Genomic DNA, 24828 nt, shown 5'->3' with positions numbered 1-24828 from the left:
AACGTGCCGCCGCGCTGCTCACCACCCGATGGCAAGCCCTCAACAGGATCACTCTGTGCCCCAAACGAATCGGCTCCATCACCCAAGCAGCGCTTGTCCTGACGCAATTCGAGCATGCAGGTCGCTACTGAGAAAACCTCAGCACGCCGCGGGGAGATAACGACCGGTCACGAGTGGCCGTCCCCCTTTCCGACGACCGAATTCTCGAGCAACCGGATCCGCGCTTCGAGCCACTCCGGAACCGTGTGCCGCTGCCGCAGCACAGCGGGCACGCGCTTCGCCAGTTCCGGTACGACGGGAAGCAGGGTGGGATCGCGCAGAACCTGCCGCGCCACCTCCTGCGCCACCTCCCGGCAGCGCTGCGCGGGCCGGCGCAGCCACACGGTCAGCGTCGCGTTCCGCAGTTCCCTGCGAATTCGCGCGGTCGATGAGGTCCGGGACGAGGAAGGACGGTGACAGGTCTGCAGTTCGCCGACGAAGCACAGGTCCCAGCCGGACGCGGCGAGATCCCACGCGAGGAGAGTCTCCTCCCCCGCGAAGTGCAGCAACCGGCTGAATCCGCCCGCCGCCAGATACTCGCGGCGACGCACGATCACCGAGCATGCGAGAAAGCCCAGCACCGACGGGCCGGGAAGGTGCGGCTCGTGGCCGAGGGGACTGTCCGCCATCTCGGCGCACACCGGGTCGAGCCGACCCGAGGGCAGGACGATCACGCTCGCCGCGAGCAGCGCGACACTCGGATACTCGTCGAACAACTTCTCGGCTCGCGAAATGGACCCGCCGGTCCACCAGGAATCGTCGTCGCAGAATGCGACGAACTCGGTGTCGGCGTAGCGCGCACCCACCGTCCGCGCCGCAGCGCCCTCGTTTCGCCGTAGGCGCACGATCCGGAGCAGCCGGGGGACGACATCCTGCCGCGGGCACGATGCGCCACGGCCACCGTGTCGTCGTCGCTCGCGTTGTCGACGACGACGATCGGAATCGGGGGGGCGCAACACGGCGAGCTGCTCGAGGGTATGAGCCAGTTCTGCGGCTCGGTTGCGGGTGGCGATGACGACAGTCGTGCGGGCTGTGGGGCTCACCAGCCGTGCGTACCCGGCCGGTTCGACCACAAACGCCGCGCGGACCGATGCACTCCATTCCGATGCGACGGGGTGAAATTCGGAGTGAAAACGGTGTTTGGATGCGGACAATCCGGGTATTCGAAGTCCAGGCTCCGAGGCCGTTCAGGCATCGGACACGACAGCGAGGTGAAAAGCATGATCATATTGGGCCTGATTCTTCTGGTGGTCGGTTTCTTCACGGGTATCTCCATCCTCACCACCATCGGCGTGATCCTCCTGGTAGTCGGCGTCATTCTGGCCATCCTGGGAGCCACGGGCCGGGCCATCGGCGGCCGTGCCCACTGGTATTGATCAGCACGGTTTGTTGATCAGCACCGTTATTGATCAGCGCGGTTCAACGCAAGAGCCCGGACGCTTCGAGCGTCCGGGCTCTTGCCTTGCCTGCTGTGTCCGAGATCCGCTTCTTCGAGGTCTACTTGTGCTAGAACAGCTGCGAAGAGACGACTACTCGCGCCGGGCGGGCCCCGCGCGACGGTGACTGGTGTCGCACAACGGATACACCGCACTACGCCGGCACCTGCACACCGCGACCATGAATCGATCGGACACCGTCTCGCTGCCGTCTTCCGCGACGATCCGAACGGGCCCCTCGACCAGCATGGGTCCGCCTTTCACCAGGCGTACCACCCGCGCGTCACCGGGATGATGGTTGTTCGCATGCACAATCGGGCATTCAGCGGCCGCTTTCGGATCGGTCTGCACGGATGACCACCACCTCTTCCGTTGCTTCTCCCTGTTCGATCAGCCGGGCTTGCTGCAGATACTGTGCCCTGCTGTGCAACACCGGCCCGAACGGGATACGGTCGCGTGCGACCACGGACGCTCCGAGACCGGCGGCGCGCAATCGAGCGAGTGTTTCGCCGACGCCCGTGAATTCGGAATGTACGAGAAGGGCAAAACCGCCCGGCGACAACAGGTTCGGCAAACCGTCGCAGAGCGGATCGAGCACGCAGCGACCGTCGGGGCCGGCGTCCCAGCGAGGGTCGATGCACTCGCCGTCGTGGGGGACGTAAGGGGGATTCGACAGCACCACGTCGAAGGGCCCGTGCTGTGCAGCGACGTCGAGGTCGCCTCGAAGCACGTTGATCGGCAACCGACGCGACCGTGCGTTCAGGCGAGCCGTGAGAACGGCCCGGGGGGCAATATCGAGTGCAGTTACCGAAGCGGCTCCGCTTCTGGCGGCGGTGACAGCGAGAAACCCGCTGCCCGTGCAGAAGTCGAGCACCTTCGCGTTGCGGGTTCCTCCCGCGTCCTGGAGAGCTGCTGCGAGCAGGAAGGAATCCTCTTGGGGGCGATACACACCGGGCAGACGCCACACCCGAGGATGATTCGAACGGTCCAGCGCTGGAGAAACGGTCACAGTTACATCACCCCGGGAGTGTATGTCCGGGAGCGAAAATCCCGGCAGCGGCAATCAGGGAAGCCGACGTGCGGCGGGCACGACTACCGTCCGACGCGAACCCCGTGGTCTCGCCGATCGGATCGATGGTCATGCGCGCGAATACCCCTGTTCCCTCTGCGCGAAACCTGCTAAGCCGCACCGGTGACGCGGCGAGGTGATCCACCCGGATCGACGTCAGGACAGCACCCGCCGCGTGAGGCGGTGGATACCGCGCCTGAGCAAGCCGGTCGGTTTCCGGTCGCGCAGCGCCGCGTGTGCTGCATTCCAGCCGCACATCCCGTGCACGCCGCCGCCGGGGTGGGCGCCGGCGCTCGCGAGGAAGAGACCGCGGACCGGCGTACGCGGACCGCCGAACCCGGGGACGGGCCGCAGGAACAGCTGCTGATAGATCTGTGCGGTACCTCCGTTGACGGCGCCGCCCACCAGGTTCGCGTCGGCTGCCTCGAGATCGCGCGGACGCTGCACCATGCGAGCGATAATCGCTTCTCCGAATCCCGGTGCGTAGGCCTCGAGTTGCGCATCGACCCGTGCTGCAAGCTCGTCGGCGGACGCGTCGTCGGTGATACCACGTGGCAGATGGGTATAGGCCCAGGCACTTTCGGTTCCCGTCGGCGAGCGGGAGGGATCTGCGGTCGTCATCTGCCCGAACAGCAGAAATGGCGACTCCGGGACCACACCGGTCGCAAGATCCGCCGACCATCGCACCATCGAATCCGAGTTCGCGCCGACGTGTACGGTGCCGGCCTCCGCCAGCGACCGGGAGCGCCACGGAACCGGACTGCGCAGCGCGTAGTTCACCTTGACCACGGGGGTGTCCCAGTCGAAGCCGCGAAGATCGGCGCGGATCCGGTCGCTCACCGCCTCGTCCGGGAGCAGTTGCCGGTACAGCGCAGGCGCGGAGACATCCGCGAGAACCGCGTGCCGGGCCTTCACTCGTTCGCCGCCCGCGGTGCGGACCGCCACAGCCGTGCCGTCCTCGACCTCGATGTCGGTGACCCGCCGACCGCACAGGGTCCGGACGCCGGAACTTTCACCTCGCCGGACCAGCGCATCGGTCAGCGCACCGGCACCACCGACAGGCGCCGGGAACCCGACGTCCTGTGCGAGCATCGTCAGGATGTATCCCATGACGCCGCTACCCGGCGCGTCGGGGGGAATGTCGGCGTGCATCGCGTTTCCGAGCAGCAACAGCCGCGCCGCGTCACCTCCGAAGAGTTCTTCGGACATGCGGCGCACCGGAAGCGCGAGCATTCTGGCGAAGCGCAGTGCATCCCCCGTTCCCAAGGTGCGCAGCAGCGATACCGAGCCACCCACCGGGGGAAACGGACCCAGGAGCAGTTCGAGCAGGGATTCCCGGACATCGTTCCACTGTTCGACCAGGCGCATCCATGCGTCCCCGTCTCCCGGGAAGCGCCGTTCGAGATCGGCGGCGGTGTCGGCCGGGTCCGGGAAAACCACCACGGCGTCGTCGTCGTGCGGCCCGAGTGGATGACCGAACGCCTTCGGTGACCGGCTCCACTGCAGACCGTGCGATTCGAGGTCGAGCGCCGTGAAGGCCGGGGACGCCACCCCGAGCGGATAGAAGGCGCTGAACAGGTCGGCGCAGAACCCCGGATGCAGTTCGGCGCTGCGCACGGCGCCCCCGGGTTCCGGCTGTTCCTCCAGTACGAGCACCTCCCACCCGGCGTCGGCGAGGACCGAGGCCGCGGTCAGACCGTTCGGGCCGGCGCCGATCACGACCGCATCGACCGTCTCGGTGGTCATGCCGTCGGTTTTCCCGGAATCGCGCGCTCGGAAATCAGCGCGAGCCTGCGGAGGCATTCCCGGTTCCTGGGCAACACGACTTCCTCCTGCACGAGGTCGGGCAACATACTCGGCACTCCGGCCACGACATGTTCGGACATCGTCATCGCACACCCCCCCGTGGTGGTGGGTTCCAGCGTCAGCCGGATCTCGGCCTGACCGAAGATCCACGCCCGCGCACGGAGCACCAATTCGCGTTCGGGAGTCATGGACAGCACTTCGGTGTAGTCGTCGAGAAGAGCAGGCCACAATCCGACGGAATGATGAATGCGGCTTCCGACCGCCGGCCACGCCTCGTCGACGTTCCGGATTCGGGAGGCGCCGACCACCCAATTGGCATAACACCAGCCGTCGGATAGTGCGTCCCACACCTGACGCGGGGAGGCTGCTGTCTCCTTCTGTGCGACTTTGGGCATCCCAACTCCTGATCGCTCGCAGAGCCGATGTCCGGCCCGTGTGGAAATTCGCATACCCGCGACGGCGCCGCTCCACACCGTCACCCGGCGGGTGTGACGAAATGCAGGGCTGGGTATCCGGCGGGGATGGAACGAGAAACCAGCGAGTCCTCGCCGACCACCGCCCCCAAGTCGGGTGCCTGCGCCTTTGTCTTCGCTCCGTCGCCGCTCCTGACCGTGACGATCGAAGCGGCGCCGAACGGCGGCACCGAACTGCACATCCACCCGGGCGGGCAGGGTTTCTGGATCGGCCGGATGGCGTCGATCCTCGGTATGGACGTGCACCTGTGCGGACCGTTCGGTGGTGAGCCGGGAGGCATCCTCGTCGACCTCATCGGCCGTGAGGGCCTCACCGTGCACCCTGTCCACACGGCATCCGACAACGGCTCGTATGTGCACGACCGTCGCGGCGGCGAACGTAAGGAAGTGGTGGAGGTCCCTCCCCCGACACTCACCCGGCACGAAACCGACGATCTGTTCAGCGCCTCTCTGGCCGCTGCCATGTCGTCGGATGTGGCGGTCCTCGGAGGCCCGCATTGCGACGAGGCCATTCCCGCCGAGTTGTACTCGCGATTGTGCTCGGACCTCGCCGCGCTGAAGATCCCGGTCCTCGCGGACCTGTCGGGACCGACTCTCACGGCCTCGCTCGAAGGCGGGCTAACCCTGCTCAAGGTGAGCCACGAAGATCTGATCGAGGACGGACGCGCACCCTCCGACGACCTCGACGACCTCGTCTCGACGATGAAATCCCTCCACGAAGAGGGCGCCGAGACCGTGGTGGTCTCACGCGCCGCAGAACCGGCCATTGCACTGCACGACGGCGTCGTGTGGGAGGTCGAGGCCCCGCCGGTACAAACGGTCGACCATCACGGCGCCGGCGACTCGATGACCGCGGGGCTCGCGGTGGCCTATGCGGCGGGCAGGCCGTTCGAGGATGCGCTGCGACTCGGCGCAGCAGCAGGAGCCGTCAACGTCACGCGCCGGGGCCTGGCCACCGGCAACAGTCGGGCGGTCGAAAAGATGGCCGAAAATGTGCAGGTACGCCGCTTGGACAGGGGTTGAGCATGAAAGCGTTGATCGTCAACGACGACGGGATCGACAGCCCGGGGCTTGCACTGCTGGCCCGGATTGCTGTGGACGCGGGGCTGGATGTGCAGATCGCGGCGCCGCATATGGAACGAAGCGGTGCGAGCGCTTCGCTGACGGCGCTCGAGGAGGACGGCAAGCTGATACTGACGCGGCGCGATATGCCCGATCTGCCGGGCGTGGACGCCCTCGCTGTCGAAGCCTCACCTGCATTGATCACATTCGTGGCCTCGTACGGTGCCTTCGGCCGGAAACCCGACATCGTGCTCTCGGGCATCAACCTCGGACCCAACACGGGTCACGCCATTTTGCATTCGGGCACGGTGGGAGCTGCGCTGACCGCGGCCGCCCACGGTGCCCGCGGGGTCGCGCTCTCTTTGAACGGGACCGCGCCGTCGCAGTGGGAGACGGCCGGGCCCGTCGCGGAGCGGGCGGTGCGCTGGGCGATCGATCACGGCGAGCCCGGGAAGGTGCTGAATGTGAACATCCCCGATATCCCGCCCGGCGACCTGCTCGGGTTGCGTCCCGCGCCGCTCGCCGAATTCGGTGCGGTGCAGGCCGAGATCGGAGAATTCGAGGAGAACGGCAATGAATCCCACTCTGTGGCAGTGACATTCCGCAGTGTCGAAATCGACGACTCGTACGACAGCGATGCCGCGCTGCTGTGCCGGGGGTGGGCGACAGCGACGGTGCTGCAGATGCCGTTCGAGGTCGCACACACCGATCTGAGTGAGCTGGAGTTCTCTCGGTCCGACCGGACCCGGTCCTGACTCGCCCGGTGATGTCAGCTCTTCGGCCGCACCCGTTTTCTGCCCCTGCGGCTTTGCGGGCCTTCGCTTCGGTTCGCAGCAATCTGATCACCGCTCGATCGAGGATCTGCCGCACCTCGTCGTCCGAGTCGGTCTGCGCTGCCCGTTTCAACGCGGAGCGGATAGTGCGCCCGCGCTCGAACGCCGTGATGACCCGTGGGTCGACATACGACTCCCGGGCCACCGCGGGTGTGTTGCCGAGTTGCGCGGCGACGGCACGCATCACTTCCGCTTCCACTCGCCGGAGCCCTCGGTGGCTCTGCGGTGGTGTCTGCTCGGCGAATGTGGCAGCAGCGAGCACCGTGCCGTTCCAGGTACGCAAGTCCTTGGCACTGCAGTCGTTTCCGGCCAGATCCTTGAATCGGGCGTTGACATCGTCCGCATGCAGTTCGTGCAGGCCGTCGGAATCACGGTAGACCAGCAACCGGTCCGAGTCGGTACGGACGCGTCGGAGTGCGCGCACCGCCCTGGCCAGATCGGCGTCCTCGACGGTGACGCGGCGACGGATACCGCCCTTCGCGGGATAGTCGAATCCCATGGTGGCACCGCTGAGTCGCACGTGACTTCGGAGCAGGGTCGCGACGCCGTGCGTGCCATGCTCCTCCGCGTATTCTTCACCACCCACCCTGAACACGGCACGATCGAGCAGACGTAGCGCGACCGCTTCGACGCGACGCCGAGATATGCCGCGCGCCTGCAGGTCGGCTTGCACCTGTGCCCGCCATTCGGGTAGCCGTGCGGCCATGGCAAGCACACGGTCGTGTTTTTCCTCGTCCCGCTCTTCGCGCCACTGCTCGTGATAGAGATACTGGCGGCGGCCTGCGGCATCGACACCGACCGCTTGGATGTGCCCGTTCGGGTACGGGCAGATCCACACTCGGCGCCACGCGGGGGGAATCGCGAGATCCGCGATCCGTGCCAGGAGTGCCTCGTCGACCACGCGGTTGCCGTCGGTATCGACGTACGAGAATCCGCGACCGCGGCGTATTCTGCGGATTCCCGGGCCGTCGAGGACACTGCGGCGCAGTCTCACGCCACGGACGCCTCCTCCATGCCACGCGCGGTGTCGTTCGACGGGGTGTTGTTCGGCGCGAGGGTACTGGGCGCGAGGGTATCGGCGGCGACGGTGTTGTTCGGCGCGGGCGTCCCGGTCACCGTGCGGACGAACTGTCCGGCGCTGCGCAGCGCGCGACGGCTCTCCGGCAGCACATCGGCGAAGACCGGGAAGGCGTGCACTTGGCGCCGCCACAGGTGAAGGTCGCACGAAACGCCCGCGGCACGGACCTGTTCGGCCATCGCTTCGGCGTCGCTGCGGAGCAATTCGTCCTCCCCGGCATGGATCATCACCGGCGGTAGCACGCTGAGATCGTTGTCGAGGGGACAGACGAGCGGGCCGGGCTCGCCCTCGACCACGAGCCGTGTCTGCGTCGCCTGGATGTACTGCACGAGCGAATCGACTGCCGCATCGGGAAACATCGGGCACACCACCTCGGTGTCGCGTGCGGCCCTGCGATCGACGTCGGTGTCGATCAATGGAGATAGCGCGAGAATACCTGCAGGAGAAGACATCTCCGATTCCGCAATCGCCAGGGCGGTCATGAAGGCGAGGTAGCCACCTGCCGAATCACCCGCGACGACGATGTCCTCGCCCCGATACCCCTTGTCGCGCAACCACTTGTACCCACGAACCGCATCCTCGACCGCATGCCCGATCGGGGCGGTGGGAAGCATCCGGTAGTCGACGTTGAGGACCGGACAGTCGCCGTGGTCGGACAACGCCACCGCGAGCGCCCGGTGGGTGTTCAGCCCGCCCATCAGGAATGCGCCACCGTGGAGATACAGCACCACTCTGGATGTACTTTTCGAATGTGCACGAACCCATTCGGCGGAGCACTCCCCCAGATCCACGTCGAGGTACTGCGCGTTCGCGGGCCGCGGCAGCAGACCCGCCGCGCTGTCGACGAGCGTGAGCGGCCAGGCGAGGTCGGGACGCGCCATCCAGGCCCCGACAACCGGTTTCGCGAGTGCCCGGGTAGCGCTGCGCACGATCCGTGAGCGGATGCTACCGCCTGCATGAGTTCGGTTCTCTCCCTGCCACTCCGACTCCAACGACAGCACGGCAAACCTCCTGTACGGCGCGCCCGGATCGGGCGACGCGTTCGATAAGGGTGGTTACCCTGACGCGTACAGGCGAAAACGTGTTCGTGTTGCTATGCGGTCACGAACAGGTCATCCGGGCCGTGGCGTGTTTCGGCACGCACGCCCGAGGTACCCCGGGCGCATGACAGAACTCTTCTCACGCATCGAATCGACGTCGGCACTGGATGGGCCGTCCGATTCCATCCGCGACACAATCCGCAAACTCACCTCGGGCAGCGCGGGGGCGCTCCTCCGAGGCGACATCGCGCCCGGCCACCCCCTCCATCCGGCACTCGTGACCGTTCCGATCGGCACCTGGACTGCCGCGCTTCTGTTCGACTTCGCTTTCGGCAAACCCCACGCTGCACGACAGCTCATCGGAGTGGGTCTGGCGGCCGCCGTGCCGACCATCATGACCGGCTGGACCGACTTCGCGGAGTGCACACCGGTGCAGCGCCGGGTCGGTTTGGTGCACGCCGCCGTGAATGCAACGGGGGTGTCCCTGCTCGGACTGTCGTACCTCGGCCGGCGCCGGGGTCCGCGACCGGCAGCCGTGGCGGCGAGCACGGCCGGCACGGCCTTGATCGGGCTCGGCGGGCTGCTCGGCGGGCACCTGGCGTATGTGCTCGGCGCCCGCGTCGAGCAGGTCGAGCAGCACGGCGGTGTCCGACAGCACGGCGGTGGTACGGCGGCCGGAGTTGTCCCGGCTAGGGAGTCAACGCAATCTTGATGGCGCCGTCCTGCTTCCGCTGGAAGATCTCATAGGCGTGCGGAGCCTCCGCGAGCGGTAACCGGTGGGTCGCGAAGGTATCCACACCGAGAGGATCGTCGTCGGTGAGCAGCGGCAGGATCTCGGGCACCCAGTGCAGGACGTTGGCCTGACCCATCCGCAGCCGGATCTGCTTGTCGAACAACGTCAGCATCGGCATCGGGTCACTCATCCCGCCGTACACCCCGCTGAGCGAGATCGTGCCGCCGCGCCGCACCACGTCGATCGCCGTGTACAGCGCATGGAGCCGATCGACCCCGGCCTTCTGCATCAGGGGTCCGGCGATCGCCGACGGCAGGAAACCCGTCGCGGTCTGCGCGAACTTGGCGACGGGGGATCCGTGGGCTTCCATGCCTACCGCGTCGATGACCGAGTCGGTGCCGCGCCCGTCGGTGCGGTCGCGGATGATGTCTGCGAGGTCGTCGCCCGCCTCCCTCAGGTCGATCGTCTCCATGCCCCGCGACGACGCGCGCGCGAGCCGCTCCGGAACGAGGTCCACGGCGATCACCCGGGCACCGCGGTGCATCGCGATGCGTCCGGCCATCTCACCGATCGGGCCGAGACCGAGCACCGTGACGCTGCCGCCGTCGGGGATGTGGGCGTATTCGACCGCTTGCCACGCGGTGGGCAGCACGTCCGACAGGTACGAGAACCGGTCGTCGGCCGGGCCCTCCGGCACCTTGATGTGCGTCGAGTCCGCGTGTGGCACCCGCAGGTACTCCGCCTGTCCGCCGGGTACGCTGCCGTACAGCTTCGAGTAGCCGAACAGCGCTGCACCGCTGCCTTGTTCGCGCACCTGCGTCGTCTCGCACTGCGATTGCAGTCCGTGACCACACATGAAGCACTGCCCACACGAGATCTGGAACGGAATGACCACCCTGTCGCCGGGTGCGAGGTTCGTGACGGCGGAGCCGACCTCCTCGACGATCCCCATCGGTTCGTGGCCGAGGATGTCGCCGGGAGACATGAACGCGCCGAGTACCTCGTACAGATGCAGGTCCGAGCCACAGATGTTGGTGGTGGTGATGCGGACGACGGCGTCGGACGGCTTTTCTATCCTGGGATCCGGGACCGTGTCCACGCTGACGTTGCGCCGACCCTGCCATGTCACTGCCTTCATCTCTGCTCCTCCGAATCCCACCGGACCTACGGCACGTGCTCCGGTGCGTACCCGACGCCGGCCGTGACAAACCGGGGACTGCGATAAACCGCGCGGATGCGGGTAACCGGTAGCCGTGACGAACAGAAATGATCGAGCCTCCTTGTGGCGCGCGCGCGACGCCGAATCGGCCACCGACCCCCTCGACGACTGGTCAGCGCGCGAGAGCGAGTACGACGTCGTGATCGTCGGCGCGGGCCTGACCGGCACGGTGACCGCTCTGCTCCTGGCCCGCGCCGGGCAGCGCGTCGCAGTGGTCGAGGCGCGTGATGTCGGAGCGGTGTCGACGGGCAACACGACCGCGAAGATCAGTCTCCTTCAGGGCACCGCGCTCTCCCAGCTCTCGCGGCGCCATTCCCGCGATGTCGTGCAGGCATACGTCGACGGCAACCTCGCCGCCCAGCAGTGGCTCGTCGAGTTCTGTCGCGACAACGGCGTGGAGACGGAAACGGCGGATGCGTACACGTACGCAGCGAGTACCGGCAATGTCGCATCCGTGGATGCGGAATACCGGAGTTGCCGCGCGGCGGGACTGCCGGCCCGGTCGGTGAAGGAGACCGCGCTGCCCTACCCGGTCGCTGCCGCCGTGGTATTGCCCGATCAGATCCAGTTCGATCCGATGCCGATGCTGCGCACCGCGGTGCGGGAGATCCGCGCGAATGGCGGAGCGGTGTTCACGGGCCGCCGTGTGCGCGCAGCCCGGACCGACGATACCGGGTGCACCCTGACGACCGACGACGGTGAACTCCGGGCCGCGCACGTCGTACTCGCCACCGGCACTCCGATCCTGGACCGGGGCGGCTTCTTCGCTCGGCTCGAGCCGGACCGCTCCTATGCCGCCGCGTTCGAGCTTCCCGAGAGCCCACCCGAGGGAATGTATCTGTCGGTCGATTCACCGACACGGTCGCTCCGCACTGCGCCGGCCGGCAACTCGTCCGGCACCGGGGCATCGGGAAGTCGCCGACTGCTGCTGGTGGGTGGCAACGGCCACGTCGTGGGGCGTCACGAGTCACCACGTACCGCCGCGGACGATCTGGTGTCGTGGACGCAACGTCACTTCCCAGGGGCGCGGCCCGTGGCGCGATGGTCGGCGCAGGACTACAGCACGCTCGACTCGTTGCCGTACGTCGGCTCGCTGCTGCCCGGCACCGACCGGGTCTCGGTGGCCACGGGTTACGGCAAATGGGGCATGACCAATGCGGTAACCGCGGCACACCTGCTGGCGTCACGGATCACCGGGAACCGGGACGCCCGGGTGGAGGCATGGGCCCCGGCGTTCGCCGCGTGGAGCCCGACACAACTGTTCGATGCCCCCAGCGCCGCGAAGCTCAACGCCGCGGTGGGAGTGCATCTTGCCCGCGGGTGGTGGAACGCCGAGACCGCCTCGGACACCTCGGCGCCTCCCATGGAAGGTCAGGGTCGCGTGGCACGCGAGTGTGCCCGGCCGGTCGGCGTGTCCACCGTGGACGGACATACCCGCCGCGTCACCGCGGTCTGCTCGCACCTCGGAGGTGTACTGCGCTGGAACGATGCCGAAGCGTCGTGGGATTGCCCGCTGCACGGTTCCCGCTTCGCCCCCGACGGTGCCGTCCTGGAGGGCCCGGCCACCAGCGATCTGAGCACACGTTGACCTCCCTTCGGGAACGTTTCCGCGTCGTGCGGTCCGGGTAACCGGGAGCATCGATCGGAAGAGAGGGGTTGGAAAGACATGAGCTCCGACGACAAGAGCACATGGGCGAACGGCCGGCTGGCGGGACGGACGATTGCCGTCCTGGCGACGCACGGTGTCGAGGAGGTCGAGCTCGTCGAACCGCGTCGCGCTGTCGAGAGGGAAGGCGCGACCGTCGAGTTGCTGTCTCTCGAGACCGGTGAGATCCAGGCGATGAAGAAGGATGTCAACGCGGCCGGAAAGTATCCGGTGGACCGGACGGTGGCCGACGCGGCAGTGGACGAATTCGACGGTCTGCTGCTGCCCGGGGGCACAACGAATCCGGATCACTTGCGTCAGGACGAGAACGCGGTGGCCTTCGTACGGGACTTCGTGGAATCGGGACGTCCGGTCGGCGTCATCTGCCACGGACCGTGGACGTTGGTGGAAGCGGACGTGTTGAGAGGCCGCACTCTGACGTCGTACCCGAGTGTTCGCACCGATATCAGGAACGCCGGGGGCACCGTGGTGGACGAGGAAGTGGTCATCGACCGAAACCTGGTATCCAGCCGTAATCCTGACGATCTGCCGGCATTCTGTGCCGCGGTCCTCGATATTTTCGCCGATGTAGCGGCCGTGAAGGAGTGACCCGTCGCCACCCGAGCTATCTGTGACCATACATATCGATTTTTTGATTCCGTCGGCCTAGATTAGCTGCGTACGCACTTCCAGCACCGACGGAGAAGGCATGAGCACGACTTCGTTCCGCGACGGTAAGCGCGGCCTGTACGGAATTTCGGTGGCCTCCGAACTGTGCGGCGTCGACCCCCAGGCCATGCGTCTGTACGAACGGCGCGGCCTGTTGAGCCCTTCGCGAACCGAGGGCGGCACCCGCCGTTACAGCGACAGCGATGTGGCGCGCCTGCGCCGCATCGCCGAACTCACGCAGGCCGGGATCAATCTTGCAGGTATCGCCCATATTTTCCGGCTGGAATCCCACCGCGACGAGCTTCAGGAACGCAACGAGTGCCTCAGGTCGGACAATGCACAACTCGAGTCGGCCAATGCCCGCCTCGAGTCCGATATCGCCCGGCTCCGAGCAGAAAGAATTTTCGATGACCATTGACACGAACCCGGCTTCCGCGACCGGCGCGGCGACTGCACCGGCCACTCCCCCTCACGGCGTGCGGTTCAGCACCGAGGAGATCAAACGCCGCATCGACGCCATGTTCGAGGATTTTTCAACAATCGACGACGAATATCTCGAGAACTGACACATCGAGCGCTCACATCCGCGGGGAACGCGCGCACCGACCAGCGACTTTGCTCCAATGTGTATCAATTCCGAAATCACAAATCTATAGTCGGATTATAGATTTCGTCGAGCGTGGGTGGGAACAGCGCACTTTTCGGGAAACGGATAGCGATGAGCGAGACAACACCGAACGATTTCGTGGTGGTGGCCAACCGGCTGCCCGTGGACCTGGAAACGTCATCGGACGGCGGACCGCCCGTATGGCGCCGCAGTCCGGGCGGCCTCGTCACCGCGCTCGAACCGGTACTCCGTTCCACGGACGGCGCGTGGGTGGGCTGGCCCGGCACTGCAGATGTCGATCTCGCACCGTTCACGGAAGACGGGCTGACACTTCACCCGGTACCGCTGAGCGAGGACGAGGTCACCGAGTACTACGAGGGGTTCTCCAACGCCACACTGTGGCCCCTGTACCACGACGCCGTCGTCGCGCCCACCTTCCACCGCCGTTGGTGGAGCGTCTACGAGCGGGTCAACCGGCGCTTCGCCGAGGCGACAGCCCGGGCGGCGGCACCGGGCGCAACCGTGTGGGTACACGATTACCAACTGCAACTCGTCCCCGCGATGCTCCGCGACCTGCGACCCGACCTCACGATCGGGTTCTTCCTCCATATTCCGTTCCCCCCGCCCGAGCTGTTTCTGCAGTTGCCGTGGCGCAAAGAAGTCATCGGCGGTCTGCTGGGCGCCGATCTGGTCGGCTTCCATCTGCCGGGCGGAGCCGAGAACTTCCTCTACCTCGCCCGGCGCCTGTTCGACCTTCCGGCCCAACCCCGAGGCACCGCCGGCGGCGGTTTCATCGACCTCGGCGACCGCCGGGTGCGAGTAGGCGCATATCCCATCTCCATCGATTCCGGGCAGCTCCGCAGTCATTCCGAAGAGGCCGCAATCCGGCTGCGTGCCAAGCAGATCCGATCCGAACTCGGAGACCCTGAGACGGTCCTGCTCGGCGTGGACCGCCTCGACTACACCAAAGGCATCAACGTCCGTCTCGAAGCACTGCGCGAACTGCTCACGGACGGCACCCTCGACCCCGAGAAGGTCGTCATGGTGCAGCTCGCGACCCCGAGTCGCGAACGACTGTCCGCGTACGCCCAGTTGCGCGACGACGTCGAGCGGGAAGTGGGCCGTATCAACGGGGAGTTCGGTGAGCTCGGACGACCTGTCGTGCATTACCTGCACCGGCCCGTCGATCGCGATGAACTCGTGGCGATGTACACGGGGGCGGACGTCATGCTCGTCACTCCGCTACGCGACGGCATGAATCTCGTCGCCAAGGAATACGTCGCGTGTCACGGCGACGGCAGTGGTTCACTCGTCCTCAGCGAGTTCGCGGGTGCCGCAGCGGAACTGAGACGCGCACGCCTCGTCAACCCCCACGACCTCGAGGATGTCAAACGCGCGGTGGTCGAGGCGGTGAACGAAGACCCTGCGAGTGCGTCGCGCAGGATGAAGTCGCTGCACACACAGGTGATGACGCACGACGTCGACCGCTGGGCGCACTCCTTCCTCGGCGACCTCACCGAGCAGGGCCGGGCGTGAGAGCGACCGTCCCTCACTCGCTGGGCTGCGGGAGTTCGCAATCGGTGACCTTCGGGTTGACGCCCATATAGTTGAGCGGACCGGCGATAACGGTCACCGCAACGGTCGCGACACCGGCGCAGTTCTGCTCCGAGTTGGAGAAGTAGTCCCGCTGCGCAGCGGCGACCACACCCACGATCAACCAGACCAGGACGACGAGAGTCAACAGACGCACAGTTCCACCTCCGGCTTCACAACGCGTCCGACACGCGTTCGTTGCAGTCGGGTACCCGACCGGAAACCGGAAAAAACGCGCCATCCTCGTATAATTCCGGATCCGGGCGACAGCCCGGGCAGCACGAGCGTCGGGCGCTCGGCCCCGGTCGGCGGCTGTGCACCATAATCGGACCTATGACCGACCGTATTACCCGAGAGGACGAAGCGCTGGCACTGCGCATCGCCGGTAGCTCTCAACAGCACGTGGGGAGTTTCCGGTATCTGCTCGCCGACGATTCTTGGGAATGGTCCGATGCCGTCGCGCAGATGCACGGCTACGAATCGGGCCCCATGCGGCCCACGACCGAGCTGATCCTCCAGCACAAGCACCCCGAGGACAAGGAGCACATGGCCGAGGTCCTCGAGGCCGTACGTACGGCAGGGGAACCGTTCAGCAGCAGACACCGCATCATCGATACCGCCGGGAACGTCAAACGCGTCGCGGTGATCGGCGACCGACTGCTCGACGAAGACGGGAAGGTACTCGGCACTTCCGGTTTCTACCTGGACCTGTCGGACGTTTTCGAAGAGGACGTCCGCGAGAGCGTGGACGAGGCCGTCAACGCACTGGCCGAAACACGCGCCGTGATCGAGCAGGCGAAGGGCGCTCTCATGGTCGTGTACTCGATCTCCTCCCAGCACGCGTTCGAAATCCTCGCGTGGCGCTCTCAGGAAACCAACGTCAAACTACGTGTGCTCGCGGAACAACTCGTTGCCGAAATCAGCACCGGCGCAGGAATTCCGACGACGGACCGGATCGCGTTCGACCACATACTCATGACTCTGCACGAGCGTGTGCCCGGCAACTGACACCGGACACACGCTCGTCAGGGTCGGCACGCCACGCGGGCCGTTCCGCTGATATCTACTGCTGGGCTCGCTGGCGGGCCTCGTCGGCTGCGGCCTTCTTACGTGCCGCCTCCGCCTCGGCTTCCTTCTCGGCCACCTCGCGCTGATTCTCGGCCTTGTCCTGCTGGGCCCGGCCTTCACGCGTGAGATCGTCGTTGCCGGCGAGCGCGCCCGCGGCTTCCTTGGCCTTACCCTTGATGCCCTCGACGGCACCCTTGACGCCTTCGCTCGGGCCACTCTTTTCATCCGACATGTGGTGCTCCTTCGTTGTCAGAGGATCCTCGTGTCAGAGGATCACGGCGATGATGACGGCTACAAAAATCAGTACGATCACCACGGCCGCGGCGATCGTGAGCCATCCCGTAGCGGGAAAATGCTTTCTGGTGTCGGGCTCCGGCGCCGACAGTCCGGACGTGCCCGCCGAATCGGGAGGGGTCGAACCCGGGGAGACCCCGCCGCCGGGCTCGAGATCCGGAGTGACATTCGGATCGGGGTCGGTGTTGCCGTGCGGTTCGGGATCGGAAACGCTCACGTGTCCTCCTCGAGGTCGGTCCCGCGACACCGATACAGCACGTGAAGTGACAGCGCGTCGGTCCCGGCCGCGGTCGGTGTCGTTCTTGTCGTGTACCCACGATCGCGGGCCCGACACATCCGAATTCCTTCGGTTCCGCCCACGGCGGTCTCGGCAGCGGCCGCGTTTGCCGACGTGCCGGGACGGGCACCCGATCGGTGCAAACCCGACCGTCGGGCCTGATCCGGTAGGAGGAGCGACGAGATGGCCACATGCGATACCTGCGGAAACGAGTACGACAAGACCTTCACACTCACCCGCGAGAACGTCACCGGGACGTACGACAGCTTCGAGTGCGCGATTCACGCGATGGCGCCGGAATGCGCGCACTGCCACTGCAAGATTGTCGGCCACGGCGTCGAAGCCGACGGTGTGATGTACTGCTGCGCCCATTGCGCGCGCAAGGCCGGGCACGGCGAGCTCGCCGACCGAGCCTGAACACGCGCGTGCGGACCAAACGAACGCAGACGACTCTCCCTGTAGGAGGTTCGATGACACAAGACGTCGAGAAACGCTGGAGTGAACCCCGGCTGTTCCGGCACGCCGCGTGGTACGCGGGCGCGGTAATCGCCCTGGCACTGCTGGTGATGCTCGGCGTGGTCCTGTGGGCCACGGTGATCGACGGCGAGAGCTGCGCCGACGCCGATTTCGCCGTCTGCACCGACCCCGCACGGCAGATCCTCACGTTCGGACCCGTCGTCATTCTGCTGCTCGGCGGCCTGGGCGCCTTCGTGCGCACCTACCAGGTGTGGAAGGCCGGTGGTCGCTGGCCCATCTGGCACGGCACAGGCTGGGCGCTGTTTGTCCTGATGGTGATGTATGCCGGCATTTCCGCCGGTGTGCTCACGCGATGAAGTCACCGGTCCGGGCGAGGACCGGCCACCCGGAATCCACCGGAAGATCAACAGGAACGGTTTAGTCGCTGGTGGGGCGGGCACCCGACTTCTATGCCCGTGGCCACCGACACACCGTCGAATGTTCTGCTCTGGCATGTGCACGGCTCGTGGACAACATCTTTCGTCCACGAGCCGCATCGCTATCTGCTGCCGACGCTGCCCGAGGGCGGACCGCTCGGACGCGGCCGGTGCGGTCGGCCCTGGCCCGGCACCGATATCCCGGCGATCTACGGCGAACTACCGCGTGCCGCGGCCATGATCAACGAACCTGTGCGCCGGGGACGGATCACGGGCACCGACCCTCTCACTCCCCTGTCGGGTGCCGCGCCCATCGACGTGTTCGGCATCGGTACGGAAGATCTGCACCGGCACGTGGACGGCGATGTCGTCGGGTGCGGCGACCTGCTCACAGCGCAGTTGCACGACGAGGTCGCGCGTCGGCGGGTGTATGTGCACACCGCGCACTGGACCTCCCTGGGATTGTCACTGATCGAGGCGATGCACATGGGGATGCCGGTGGTTGCGGTCGCAGCGACCGAGGCGCCCGCGGCGGTACCGCGCACGGCCGGTGTGGTCTCGGCCGATCCGGAAGTACCGGCTGCCGCGATCCGCAGATTCGTACACGAGCCGGAGGTGGCTGCGATCTGTGGAAAAGCGGCTCGCGACGCCGCTGGCGCGACGTATGGACTGGACCGGTTCCACGGGGATTGGAACCGGTTGCCGGCCGATGTCACGGGGAAGGGAAGCCCATGAAGATTGCGATGGTGTCCGAACATGCAAGCCCGCTCGCCGCGCCGGGTGGCGCAGATGCCGGCGGACAGAACGTCCATGTCGCGGAGTTGTCCGCGGCACTAGTGCGTGCCGGCCACGAAGTCGCCGTCTATACGCGTCGCGACGACCCCGACCTTCCCGACCGCGTTCGGGCACGCGAAGACTACGAGGTCGTTCATGTCCCGGCCGGCCCACCCACACATCTACCGAAGGACGAACTCCTTCCACTGATGGGCGAATTCGGAAGCTTCCTCGAGCAGGAGTGGTCCGCCGATCCCCCGGATATCACCCATGCACACTTCTGGATGTCCGGCATCGCAACACAATTGGCCGCGCGCTCTTCGGCATTGCCGACGGTGCAGACGTTTCATGCTCTGGGTGTCGTCAAGCGGCGTCACCAGGGGTCGGCGGACACCAGCCCGGCCGATCGGATCCGCCTCGAGAAACTCATCGCGCGGGGCGCAAACCGTGTCGCCGCCACGTGCTCCGACGAGGTGTTCGAGCTTGCTCGTATGGGCCTGCCACGTTCCCACACGTCGGTCGTGCCGTGCGGTGTGGACCTGGCACGTTTCGAACCGACGGGTCCGGCGGGGCCGCCCCGGAAATTCGCCCATCGACTGGTGACCGTCGGCCGACTGGTTCCGCGTAAGGGATTCGACGTTGCGATCGAGGCGCTGGCACTGCTGCCGGACACCGAGCTGGTCATTGCCGGTGGGCCGCCCAACGGCTCCCTCTCCCACGATCCGGAGGCGGCCCGCCTGCTTGCCGTCGCCGAGCGATGCGGCGTGCGCGACCGTGTCCGTATGCCCGGACAGGTGTCCCGCGGAGAGATGCCCGCGCTCCTGCGTTCGGCGGACATCGTGCTGTGCACGCCGTGGTACGAGCCCTTCGGAATCGTGCCGCTCGAAGCCATGGCGTGCGGCCGTCCCGTGATCGCCTCGGCGGTCGGCGGGATGCTCGACACGGTGGTCGACGGTGTCACCGGCTGCCTGATCCCGCCGCGCTCGCCCGAAGCCGTGGCGGCGGCCGCTCGACAACTACTGGCCGATACCACCACCCTCGCCACCTACGGCATCGCAGGCCGCGATCGTGCGTCGGCCCGCTACTCGTGGGACCGCGTGGCGGCAGACACCGTTCGCACCTATCAGCGTTGCGTACCGGCTCGCCGCGTCACGCGGTCGGCACGTATCGGTATGCGGTGAGCGCTGGGACGACGTAGGCGAGAGCAATGACGACGGAAGCTGCGAGGACGGAAGCCGGGGCGTCTCGACGCCCCGGTTTCCGTCCTCACCCCGAAATCACCTGCGCGGCGGTTCTCCGGTGTCCCGGTGCGTGCCCGGCAGCCCGTGCCCTTCCAGCCGATGCGAGCCGGCCCGGTCGGTCGTGTCGTCGGATGCGCTCGTGCCGGTGTTGCCGGTCGTATCGGCGTATCCGCCGGTTCCGGTGCGGTCGGGGCCGGCCGTGCCGACATGGCGGTTCCCCTCGGTGTGCGCCTCGGTGCGCGTGCCGGATCGCGGATCGAGTTCGTCCGCCCGCTTACGCTGTTCGTCCAGTTCCGAGCGCGAGCGGTCGGCGGCGGTGCGCTGGCTGTCCGCCCGGTTCTGCAGCCTTGCCGCCTCGGCCGCCTTCGCTTCGGCATCGGCGGCGGCGCGGCGGGCTTCCGCCTCGGTCTGGTCGGCGACGACGGCACGCTGTTCGACGGAAGGTCTCTTCTCGTCGATCTTGCGACGGATCTGTGCGGCCTCCGTACGCCGCTTCTCCGCTCCGCGGCGGCGCAGCGCCCACACGATCCCCGCGAGCAACAGCAACACCACCAAGACGATGATGACCAGTGCGATCCAATCGTTCGTGCTCATAATTCCTCCTCAGGACTTTACGGAGCGGTTACCCGACCGGCAGCGAGTGGAAACGCCCGGTGTGTTTGTGCCCGTTTACCGGGGGTATCGCCCGGCCACGACACGATTCGATCGGGTTCTGGTGACCGGTGGCGCCGGGTTTCTCGGGTCCCAGTTTCTCGGGTCCCACCTGTGCGATCGCCTCCCTACGCGCGGATCGACAGTGACCGAGGTCCGCGAGGTGCTCGCGCCGGGTCCGTCGTGGTGAAGTCCACCGTGCCGGTCGGCACCACCCGGCGATGCGCCACGGTCGCCGCATCGCACGGGGTGCATCTCGTATCGAACCCGGAGTTCCTCCGAGAAGGTCATGCCCTGCACGACTTCCTGCATCCCGACCGGATCGTGATCGGTGCCGACAACGAGGCATGTGCCGGGATCGTTGCCGACCTGTATGCCGGCCTCGACGCACCTGTGCTGTTCACCAGCCCCGAGAGCGCGGAGCTCGCAAAGTACACGAGCAATGCGCTGCTGGCACTGCGACTGTCGTTCGTCAACGAGCTGTCGGACCTGTGTGTGCGTGTCGGAGCCGATGTCCGGGAGGTAACGCGATGTGCGGGAGCCGATCCCCGGATCGGCGAGGCGTTCCTGTAGCCGGGACCGGGATGGGGCGGCTCGTGCCTGCCGAAGGACACCGCGGCTCTGCTGAACAGCTCTCGTCTGGCCGGTGTCGACTTCACGGTGCTCGACGCCGCTGTGCGCTCGAACGGTCTCCGGCCCGCGAAGGTCGTCGCGGACATCACCGAGGCTGTGACGGGCTCACCGTGCGGATCGCTCCACGGAGTCCGAATTGCTTTGCTGGGGCTGACTTTCAAATCCGGAACGTCGGATCTGCGTGATTCGCCGGCACTTGCGGTCGCGAGCGAACTGAAGAAGGCGGGTGCGGTCCTCTGCGGCTACGACCCGGCGCTCTCCCCCGGCGCCGAATCACCGCTGTGCGGTCTGGATCTGGCCGAGGACCCGTACCGTGCGGCGCAGGGCGCCGACGCTCTGGTGGTTCTCACCGAGTGGCCGCAGTTCGCAACGCTCGACTGGAGTCGGCTCGGCGACGCCGTCCGTTGCCGCACCATCGTCGATACGCGCAATGTGGTCGACGAAAAATCCGTTGCCGTGCAAGGATTTACCTTGCACGGCAACGGCTTCGAAGCGTCCGGACGCGAAGGCCGATGAGCCTTACGCCACGAGACGCAATGCTCTCATCGCGCTTTCCAGAGAGGTGTGCACCTGAATCGGAATACCCGTATCCGCGACCCGTAGGAGTCGCTGTACAGGCCTGCCGCACACAAGCGCCCACCGACCTCCGTGCTGCTTCGCGCAGTCGTCCAATCCTTCGAATACGGCCAGTCCGGTTGATCCGAAGAATTCGACATCGGCCAGATCGAGCACCAGTCGCTGCGAGGACTCGAACTGCCGGCACGCGAAACTACGCAGTGCATCCCCATTGCGGATGTCGATCTCCCCCGTCACGCCGACCCACACCAGCCCAGAACTGATTTGCTGCGAGGTGAACTGGGCACCGACGGACGATTCACACGGCATCTCCGAAGAGACGGAACGAACCGACCACGTAGAAATCGTGGATCGGCTCGGCATGGTGATTCGCTGAGAAACTGTCATTGCACTTCCCAACATCAGAGAATTTCAGAAAGCGCTACGACGATGGGCGGCACCTCGATCCCCACCGGAGAACCGCGCATCCGCGTGGCGCTTCCGTGTTCCCGGCTGTGTGCTCAACCGCTTCTTACAGTAATGCACCGAAGGTTGGTACTCAACCTGTCTCCCGTCCGGCCCGACTCGCGGCACCGACCTGCTCGATCGATCCCGGGGTGGGTCGCGATTGAGATTCGGGAGCCTGGGTAACCTCACTCGACAGAACGCGAACGATCCCCACCCACGAGATACCGATACCGCTAAGCGCAGTCACGGAGAACAGAGACCCATGGCGAAATCCGCGTCGATCGATTCGGCACGTGAACACACTCCCCCGATAGTCGAACTGCGGGTCAAGGCCGAACCCGATCAGTTGTCGGTGCTGCGCGCAGTCGCGGCGGCGATCGCCCTGCAGCACGACTTCGATCTCGATACAGTGGCAGACGTCAAACTTGCCGTCGACGAAGCCGCTACCCGACTGATCATGAACTCGCCAGCCGATTCGACCCTCAAGTGTTGTTTCCAGGCAACGCCCCCGCTCCTGAAGATCAGTCTGTCCGCTCCGAGCAGCGACGCCGCTCAGATCGGCCAGCCCCGTTCGTTCGGCTGGCATGTGCTCAACTCGCTCACCGATTCCGTGTCGGTCTCTACCGATAACGACGCGAACGGCACGGTCACCACGATCGACCTGTCCATCGCCGAAAGCAGCGCCGCTCGGTGAACCGCAACAAGGGGAGGACGAGCGACGAGTACGCCGATGTCACCGATACGCTGACGAAGCTCCTCAGCCTCACCGAGGACGACCCGGAACGGTCGGCGATCAGGGACGACGTCATCGCACGTTGCCTGCCGCTCGCAGAACACATCGCACGACGCTTCGAAGGACGCGGAGAAGCATCCGAGGATCTGTTGCAGGTGGCACGCCTGGGACTGGTCAACGCCATCGACCGATTCGATCCGGAACGCGGGTCGGACTTCGTGTCGTTCGCGGTACCCACGATCATGGGCGAGGTTCGTCGGCACTTCCGCGACACCGGCTGGTCGGTGCGAGTGCCGCGTCGCATGAAGGAACTACACCTGTCGCTGAGCAAGGCGACGTCGGAGTTGTCCCAGCAGTTGGGCCGGGCCCCGACACCGAGCGAACTCGCTCGGGAACTCGGCATCGACCAGGAAGAAGTCCTGCAGGGCCTCGTTGCGGGTAACGCCTATCAGACCGTGTCGGTGGATCGGGCTTCGCCGTCCGGCGACGACGGTCTGACTCTCGCGGACACTCTCGGCGACTACGACGCCGCGCTCGACGACGTCGAGAATCACGAGGCGCTGCGCCCCCTGCTCGAGGCGCTCCCCGAACGGGAACGTCAGGTGGTGCTGCTCCGATTCTTCGGCAACATGACCCAGACGCAGATCGCCGAACGCGTCGGGGTGTCGCAGATGCATGTGTCGCGGTTGCTCACGAAAACTCTCGCCCAGTTGCGAGAACAGCTCGGCGAAAGCTTCTAGCGTCTGATTCCGGGTGGCCGAAGGCAGATTTCGGCCACCCGGGATCGGCTCAGAAGGTGCTTGCGTCGATCACGAACCGGTAGCGCACATCGCTCGCCACCACCCGGTCGTACGCCTCGTTGATTCGATCGGCGGAGATCAGCTCGATCTCGGCGCCGATCCCCTTCCCGGCACAGAAATCGAGCATCTCCTGAGTCTGGGCGATCCCGCCGACATTCGATCCGGCTATCGCACGATCGTTGACACCGAGCGAGAACGCGCGCAGCGTGAGCGGATTCTCCGGCAGGCCGAGTTCGACGAGGGTGCCGTGTAGTCGCAGCAGCGACAGGTAGCGGTCCATATCCAGATTCACCGACACGGTGTTCAGGATCAGATCGAACCTGCCCCGCAGGCTTTTCAGCGCCTGCGGATCGGTGGTGGCGACGTATTCGGTGGCGCCGAAGCGCAGCCCGTCGTCCTTCTTCGACAGTGAATGGCTCAGCACCGTCACCTCCGCGCCGAGCGCTGCAGCGATCTTCACGCCTACGTGCCCGAGTCCGCCCATGCCGATGATCGCGACCTTGGTGCCCGGACCCGCATTCCAGCGTTTCAGCGGGGAGTACAGGGTGATGCCGGCGCACAGCAGCGGTGCTGCGGCGGCAGGGTCGAGCCCTTCGGGGATCTTCAGGACGAAGTGTTCCGTGACGACGATATGCGTCGAGTAGCCGCCCTGCGTGACCAGACCGTCCCGGCCGACCGAGTTGTAGGTGCCGGTGACCCGCTCGGTGCAGTGCTGCTCGTAACCGGTCCGGCACGGATCGCAGTCACCGCACGAGTCGACGAAGCACCCGACGCCGACGCGGTCCCCCACTGCGTGTGCGCTCACGCCGGAGCCGACCGCAGCGACGATGCCGACGATCTCGTGGCCGGGCACCAGCGGGTACTTGGTGCCGCCCCACTCGTTCCTGGCCGCGTGGATGTCGGAGTGGCAGATACCCGCATACTCGATCTCGATGAGCACGTCGCGCGGTCCGAGCGCGCGCCGCTCGATGGTTGTCTTTGTCAGGGGTCCGTCCGCCGAGGTCGCGGCGTAGGCGGCGGCGGTCGTGATAGCTGGGTCGGTCATGGTTACATGCCTACCCGCACATAGGACGAGGCGCACCCGCGGTTTGCTCTTGCGGGTGCGCCTCGCGGTTCACACAGCTCGGTGACTCATACAG

30 protein-coding genes and 2 pseudogenes are annotated in these 24828 nt (G+C 66.3%); 18 read left to right on the top strand and 14 right to left on the bottom strand.

What is annotated here, in order from left to right:
• Positions 1-167: 167 nt before the first annotated feature.
• Entirely contained in the window at positions 168-1082 is a 915-nt protein-coding gene (locus tag Q8814_RS13380) for a glycosyltransferase family 2 protein (protein ID WP_330152506.1), read from the bottom strand.
• Positions 1083-1259: 177 nt separating this feature from the next.
• Here Q8814_RS13380 and Q8814_RS13375 point away from each other — a divergent pair, with 177 nt between their 5' ends.
• The gene (locus Q8814_RS13375; RefSeq protein WP_330152505.1) at positions 1260-1415 is read left to right on the top strand and encodes a DUF6131 family protein; all 156 of its coding nucleotides are present in this window, start codon (positions 1260-1262) and stop codon (positions 1413-1415) included.
• Positions 1416-1568: 153 nt separating this feature from the next.
• Here Q8814_RS13375 and Q8814_RS13370 read toward each other — a convergent pair whose 3' ends face one another.
• The 4 genes from Q8814_RS13370 to Q8814_RS13355 form a co-directional block, all read right to left on the bottom strand.
• Entirely contained in the window at positions 1569-1724 is a 156-nt protein-coding gene (locus Q8814_RS13370) for a CDGSH iron-sulfur domain-containing protein (RefSeq protein ID WP_330152504.1), read from the bottom strand.
• 73 nt (positions 1725-1797) lie between these two features.
• Entirely contained in the window at positions 1798-2484 is a 687-nt protein-coding gene (locus Q8814_RS13365; RefSeq protein ID WP_330152503.1) for a HemK2/MTQ2 family protein methyltransferase, read from the bottom strand.
• Positions 2485-2700: 216 nt separating this feature from the next.
• A complete protein-coding gene (locus Q8814_RS13360; RefSeq protein ID WP_330152502.1) occupies positions 2701-4290 on the bottom strand; it encodes a phytoene desaturase family protein in 1590 nt (529 codons plus the stop codon).
• The gene (locus tag Q8814_RS13355) at positions 4287-4745 is read right to left on the bottom strand and encodes an SRPBCC family protein (protein WP_330152501.1); all 459 of its coding nucleotides are present in this window, start codon (positions 4743-4745) and stop codon (positions 4287-4289) included. The genes Q8814_RS13360 and Q8814_RS13355 overlap by 4 nt, the downstream gene beginning before the upstream one ends.
• Positions 4746-4871: 126 nt before the next feature.
• Between Q8814_RS13355 and Q8814_RS13350 the strand changes: the two genes are divergently transcribed.
• Together Q8814_RS13350 and surE are read left to right on the top strand one after the other, a co-directional pair.
• A complete protein-coding gene (locus Q8814_RS13350; protein WP_330152500.1) occupies positions 4872-5846 on the top strand; it encodes a 1-phosphofructokinase family hexose kinase in 975 nt (324 codons plus the stop codon).
• 2 nt (positions 5847-5848) lie between these two features.
• Positions 5849-6640 (top strand): 5'/3'-nucleotidase SurE, encoded by a 792-nt coding sequence (gene surE, locus Q8814_RS13345; RefSeq protein WP_330152499.1) that lies wholly within the window; start codon positions 5849-5851, stop codon positions 6638-6640.
• A gap of 40 nt (positions 6641-6680) precedes the next feature.
• Here the strand turns inward: surE and Q8814_RS13340 are convergent.
• Positions 6681-7712: pseudogene (locus Q8814_RS13340) on the bottom strand (DNA topoisomerase IB); the annotation flags it as partial.
• The gene (locus Q8814_RS13335; RefSeq protein ID WP_330152498.1) at positions 7709-8725 is read right to left on the bottom strand and encodes an alpha/beta hydrolase; all 1017 of its coding nucleotides are present in this window, start codon (positions 8723-8725) and stop codon (positions 7709-7711) included. The pseudogene Q8814_RS13340 and the gene Q8814_RS13335, both read right to left, overlap by 4 nt.
• A gap of 235 nt (positions 8726-8960) precedes the next feature.
• On the opposite strand from Q8814_RS13335, the gene Q8814_RS13330 reads away from it, so the two are divergent.
• Entirely contained in the window at positions 8961-9548 is a 588-nt protein-coding gene (locus tag Q8814_RS13330) for a DUF2231 domain-containing protein (RefSeq protein WP_330152497.1), read from the top strand.
• Here Q8814_RS13330 and Q8814_RS13325 read toward each other — a convergent pair.
• A complete protein-coding gene (locus Q8814_RS13325) occupies positions 9526-10707 on the bottom strand; it encodes a zinc-dependent alcohol dehydrogenase (protein WP_330152496.1) in 1182 nt (393 codons plus the stop codon). The two genes, Q8814_RS13330 and Q8814_RS13325, sit on opposite strands and share 23 nt — an antisense overlap.
• A gap of 142 nt (positions 10708-10849) precedes the next feature.
• Here Q8814_RS13325 and Q8814_RS13320 point away from each other — a divergent pair, with 142 nt between their 5' ends.
• The 5 genes from Q8814_RS13320 (at position 10850) to Q8814_RS13300 (ending at position 15245) form a co-directional block, all read left to right on the top strand.
• Positions 10850-12376: an FAD-dependent oxidoreductase gene (locus Q8814_RS13320; protein ID WP_408015899.1), complete on the top strand. Its 1527-nt coding sequence runs from the start codon at positions 10850-10852 to the stop codon at positions 12374-12376.
• A 78-nt stretch (positions 12377-12454) separates the two neighbouring features.
• Complete coding sequence (locus Q8814_RS13315; protein ID WP_330152494.1) at positions 12455-13042, top strand: type 1 glutamine amidotransferase domain-containing protein; 588 nt, start codon at positions 12455-12457, stop codon at positions 13040-13042.
• Positions 13043-13142: 100 nt separating this feature from the next.
• Positions 13143-13520 carry a MerR family transcriptional regulator gene (locus Q8814_RS13310; protein ID WP_330152493.1) on the top strand — a complete coding sequence of 126 codons (378 nt, stop codon included), beginning with the start codon at positions 13143-13145 and terminating at the stop codon, positions 13518-13520.
• Positions 13510-13668: a hypothetical protein gene (locus Q8814_RS13305; protein WP_330152492.1), complete on the top strand. Its 159-nt coding sequence runs from the start codon at positions 13510-13512 to the stop codon at positions 13666-13668. Before Q8814_RS13310 ends, Q8814_RS13305 begins: the two co-directional genes overlap by 11 nt.
• Before the next feature lie 152 nt (positions 13669-13820).
• On the top strand, positions 13821-15245 hold the full coding sequence (locus tag Q8814_RS13300; RefSeq protein ID WP_330152491.1) for an alpha,alpha-trehalose-phosphate synthase (UDP-forming): 1425 nt from the start codon (positions 13821-13823) through the stop codon (positions 15243-15245).
• Positions 15246-15258: 13 nt separating this feature from the next.
• On the opposite strand, the gene Q8814_RS13295 is transcribed toward Q8814_RS13300, so the two are convergent.
• On the bottom strand, positions 15259-15459 hold the full coding sequence (locus tag Q8814_RS13295; protein WP_330152490.1) for a hypothetical protein: 201 nt from the start codon (positions 15457-15459) through the stop codon (positions 15259-15261).
• 176 nt (positions 15460-15635) lie between these two features.
• Between Q8814_RS13295 and Q8814_RS13290 the strand changes: the two genes are divergently transcribed.
• Positions 15636-16310 carry a PAS and ANTAR domain-containing protein gene (locus Q8814_RS13290; protein ID WP_330152489.1) on the top strand — a complete coding sequence of 225 codons (675 nt, stop codon included), beginning with the start codon at positions 15636-15638 and terminating at the stop codon, positions 16308-16310.
• Between the two features lie 55 nt (positions 16311-16365).
• On the opposite strand, the gene mbp1 is transcribed toward Q8814_RS13290, so the two are convergent.
• Both mbp1 and Q8814_RS13280 read right to left on the bottom strand, forming a co-directional pair.
• The gene (gene mbp1, locus Q8814_RS13285; RefSeq protein WP_330152488.1) at positions 16366-16602 is read right to left on the bottom strand and encodes a microaggregate-binding protein 1; all 237 of its coding nucleotides are present in this window, start codon (positions 16600-16602) and stop codon (positions 16366-16368) included.
• A 33-nt stretch (positions 16603-16635) separates the two neighbouring features.
• On the bottom strand, positions 16636-16881 hold the full coding sequence (locus tag Q8814_RS13280; RefSeq protein WP_330152487.1) for a DUF6480 family protein: 246 nt from the start codon (positions 16879-16881) through the stop codon (positions 16636-16638).
• 243 nt (positions 16882-17124) lie between these two features.
• Here Q8814_RS13280 and Q8814_RS13275 point away from each other — a divergent pair, with 243 nt between their 5' ends.
• The 4 genes from Q8814_RS13275 (at position 17125) to Q8814_RS13260 (ending at position 19789) form a co-directional block, all read left to right on the top strand.
• Positions 17125-17358, top strand: a complete 234-nt coding sequence (locus Q8814_RS13275) for a hypothetical protein (protein ID WP_330152486.1) — start codon at positions 17125-17127, stop codon at positions 17356-17358.
• 53 nt (positions 17359-17411) lie between these two features.
• Entirely contained in the window at positions 17412-17774 is a 363-nt protein-coding gene (locus tag Q8814_RS13270; RefSeq protein WP_330152485.1) for a hypothetical protein, read from the top strand.
• A 138-nt stretch (positions 17775-17912) separates the two neighbouring features.
• A complete protein-coding gene (locus tag Q8814_RS13265) occupies positions 17913-18569 on the top strand; it encodes a glycosyltransferase (RefSeq protein ID WP_330152509.1) in 657 nt (218 codons plus the stop codon).
• Complete coding sequence (locus Q8814_RS13260; protein ID WP_330152484.1) at positions 18566-19789, top strand: glycosyltransferase; 1224 nt, start codon at positions 18566-18568, stop codon at positions 19787-19789. Before Q8814_RS13265 ends, Q8814_RS13260 begins: the two co-directional genes overlap by 4 nt.
• Positions 19790-19885: 96 nt before the next feature.
• Here Q8814_RS13260 and Q8814_RS13255 read toward each other — a convergent pair whose 3' ends face one another.
• The gene (locus Q8814_RS13255) at positions 19886-20443 is read right to left on the bottom strand and encodes a hypothetical protein (RefSeq protein WP_330152483.1); all 558 of its coding nucleotides are present in this window, start codon (positions 20441-20443) and stop codon (positions 19886-19888) included.
• A 171-nt stretch (positions 20444-20614) separates the two neighbouring features.
• Here Q8814_RS13255 and Q8814_RS13250 point away from each other — a divergent pair.
• Both Q8814_RS13250 and Q8814_RS13245 read left to right on the top strand, forming a co-directional pair.
• Positions 20615-21175: pseudogene (locus Q8814_RS13250) on the top strand (nucleotide sugar dehydrogenase); the annotation flags it as partial.
• Complete coding sequence (locus tag Q8814_RS13245; protein WP_330152508.1) at positions 21161-21649, top strand: UDP binding domain-containing protein; 489 nt, start codon at positions 21161-21163, stop codon at positions 21647-21649. The pseudogene Q8814_RS13250 and the gene Q8814_RS13245, both read left to right, overlap by 15 nt.
• Before the next feature lie 3 nt (positions 21650-21652).
• Here Q8814_RS13245 and Q8814_RS13240 read toward each other — a convergent pair whose 3' ends face one another.
• Entirely contained in the window at positions 21653-22018 is a 366-nt protein-coding gene (locus tag Q8814_RS13240) for an STAS domain-containing protein (RefSeq protein ID WP_330152482.1), read from the bottom strand.
• A gap of 400 nt (positions 22019-22418) precedes the next feature.
• On the opposite strand from Q8814_RS13240, the gene Q8814_RS13235 reads away from it, so the two are divergent.
• Entirely contained in the window at positions 22419-22850 is a 432-nt protein-coding gene (locus tag Q8814_RS13235; RefSeq protein WP_330152481.1) for an ATP-binding protein, read from the top strand.
• Complete coding sequence (locus tag Q8814_RS13230) at positions 22847-23629, top strand: SigB/SigF/SigG family RNA polymerase sigma factor (RefSeq protein WP_330152480.1); 783 nt, start codon at positions 22847-22849, stop codon at positions 23627-23629. The genes Q8814_RS13235 and Q8814_RS13230 overlap by 4 nt, the downstream gene beginning before the upstream one ends.
• Before the next feature lie 49 nt (positions 23630-23678).
• On the opposite strand, the gene Q8814_RS13225 is transcribed toward Q8814_RS13230, so the two are convergent.
• A complete protein-coding gene (locus tag Q8814_RS13225; RefSeq protein ID WP_330152507.1) occupies positions 23679-24719 on the bottom strand; it encodes an NAD(P)-dependent alcohol dehydrogenase in 1041 nt (346 codons plus the stop codon).
• Between the last annotated feature and the right edge of the window lie 109 nt (positions 24720-24828).

It is taken from the genome of Rhodococcus chondri, assembly GCF_036327435.1.
Taxonomy (GTDB): Bacteria; Actinomycetota; Actinomycetes; order Mycobacteriales; family Mycobacteriaceae; genus Rhodococcus; species Rhodococcus chondri.
The sequence above is the reverse complement of the archived record's forward strand: the minus strand, read 5'-3'. Positions and strand labels throughout refer to the sequence as shown.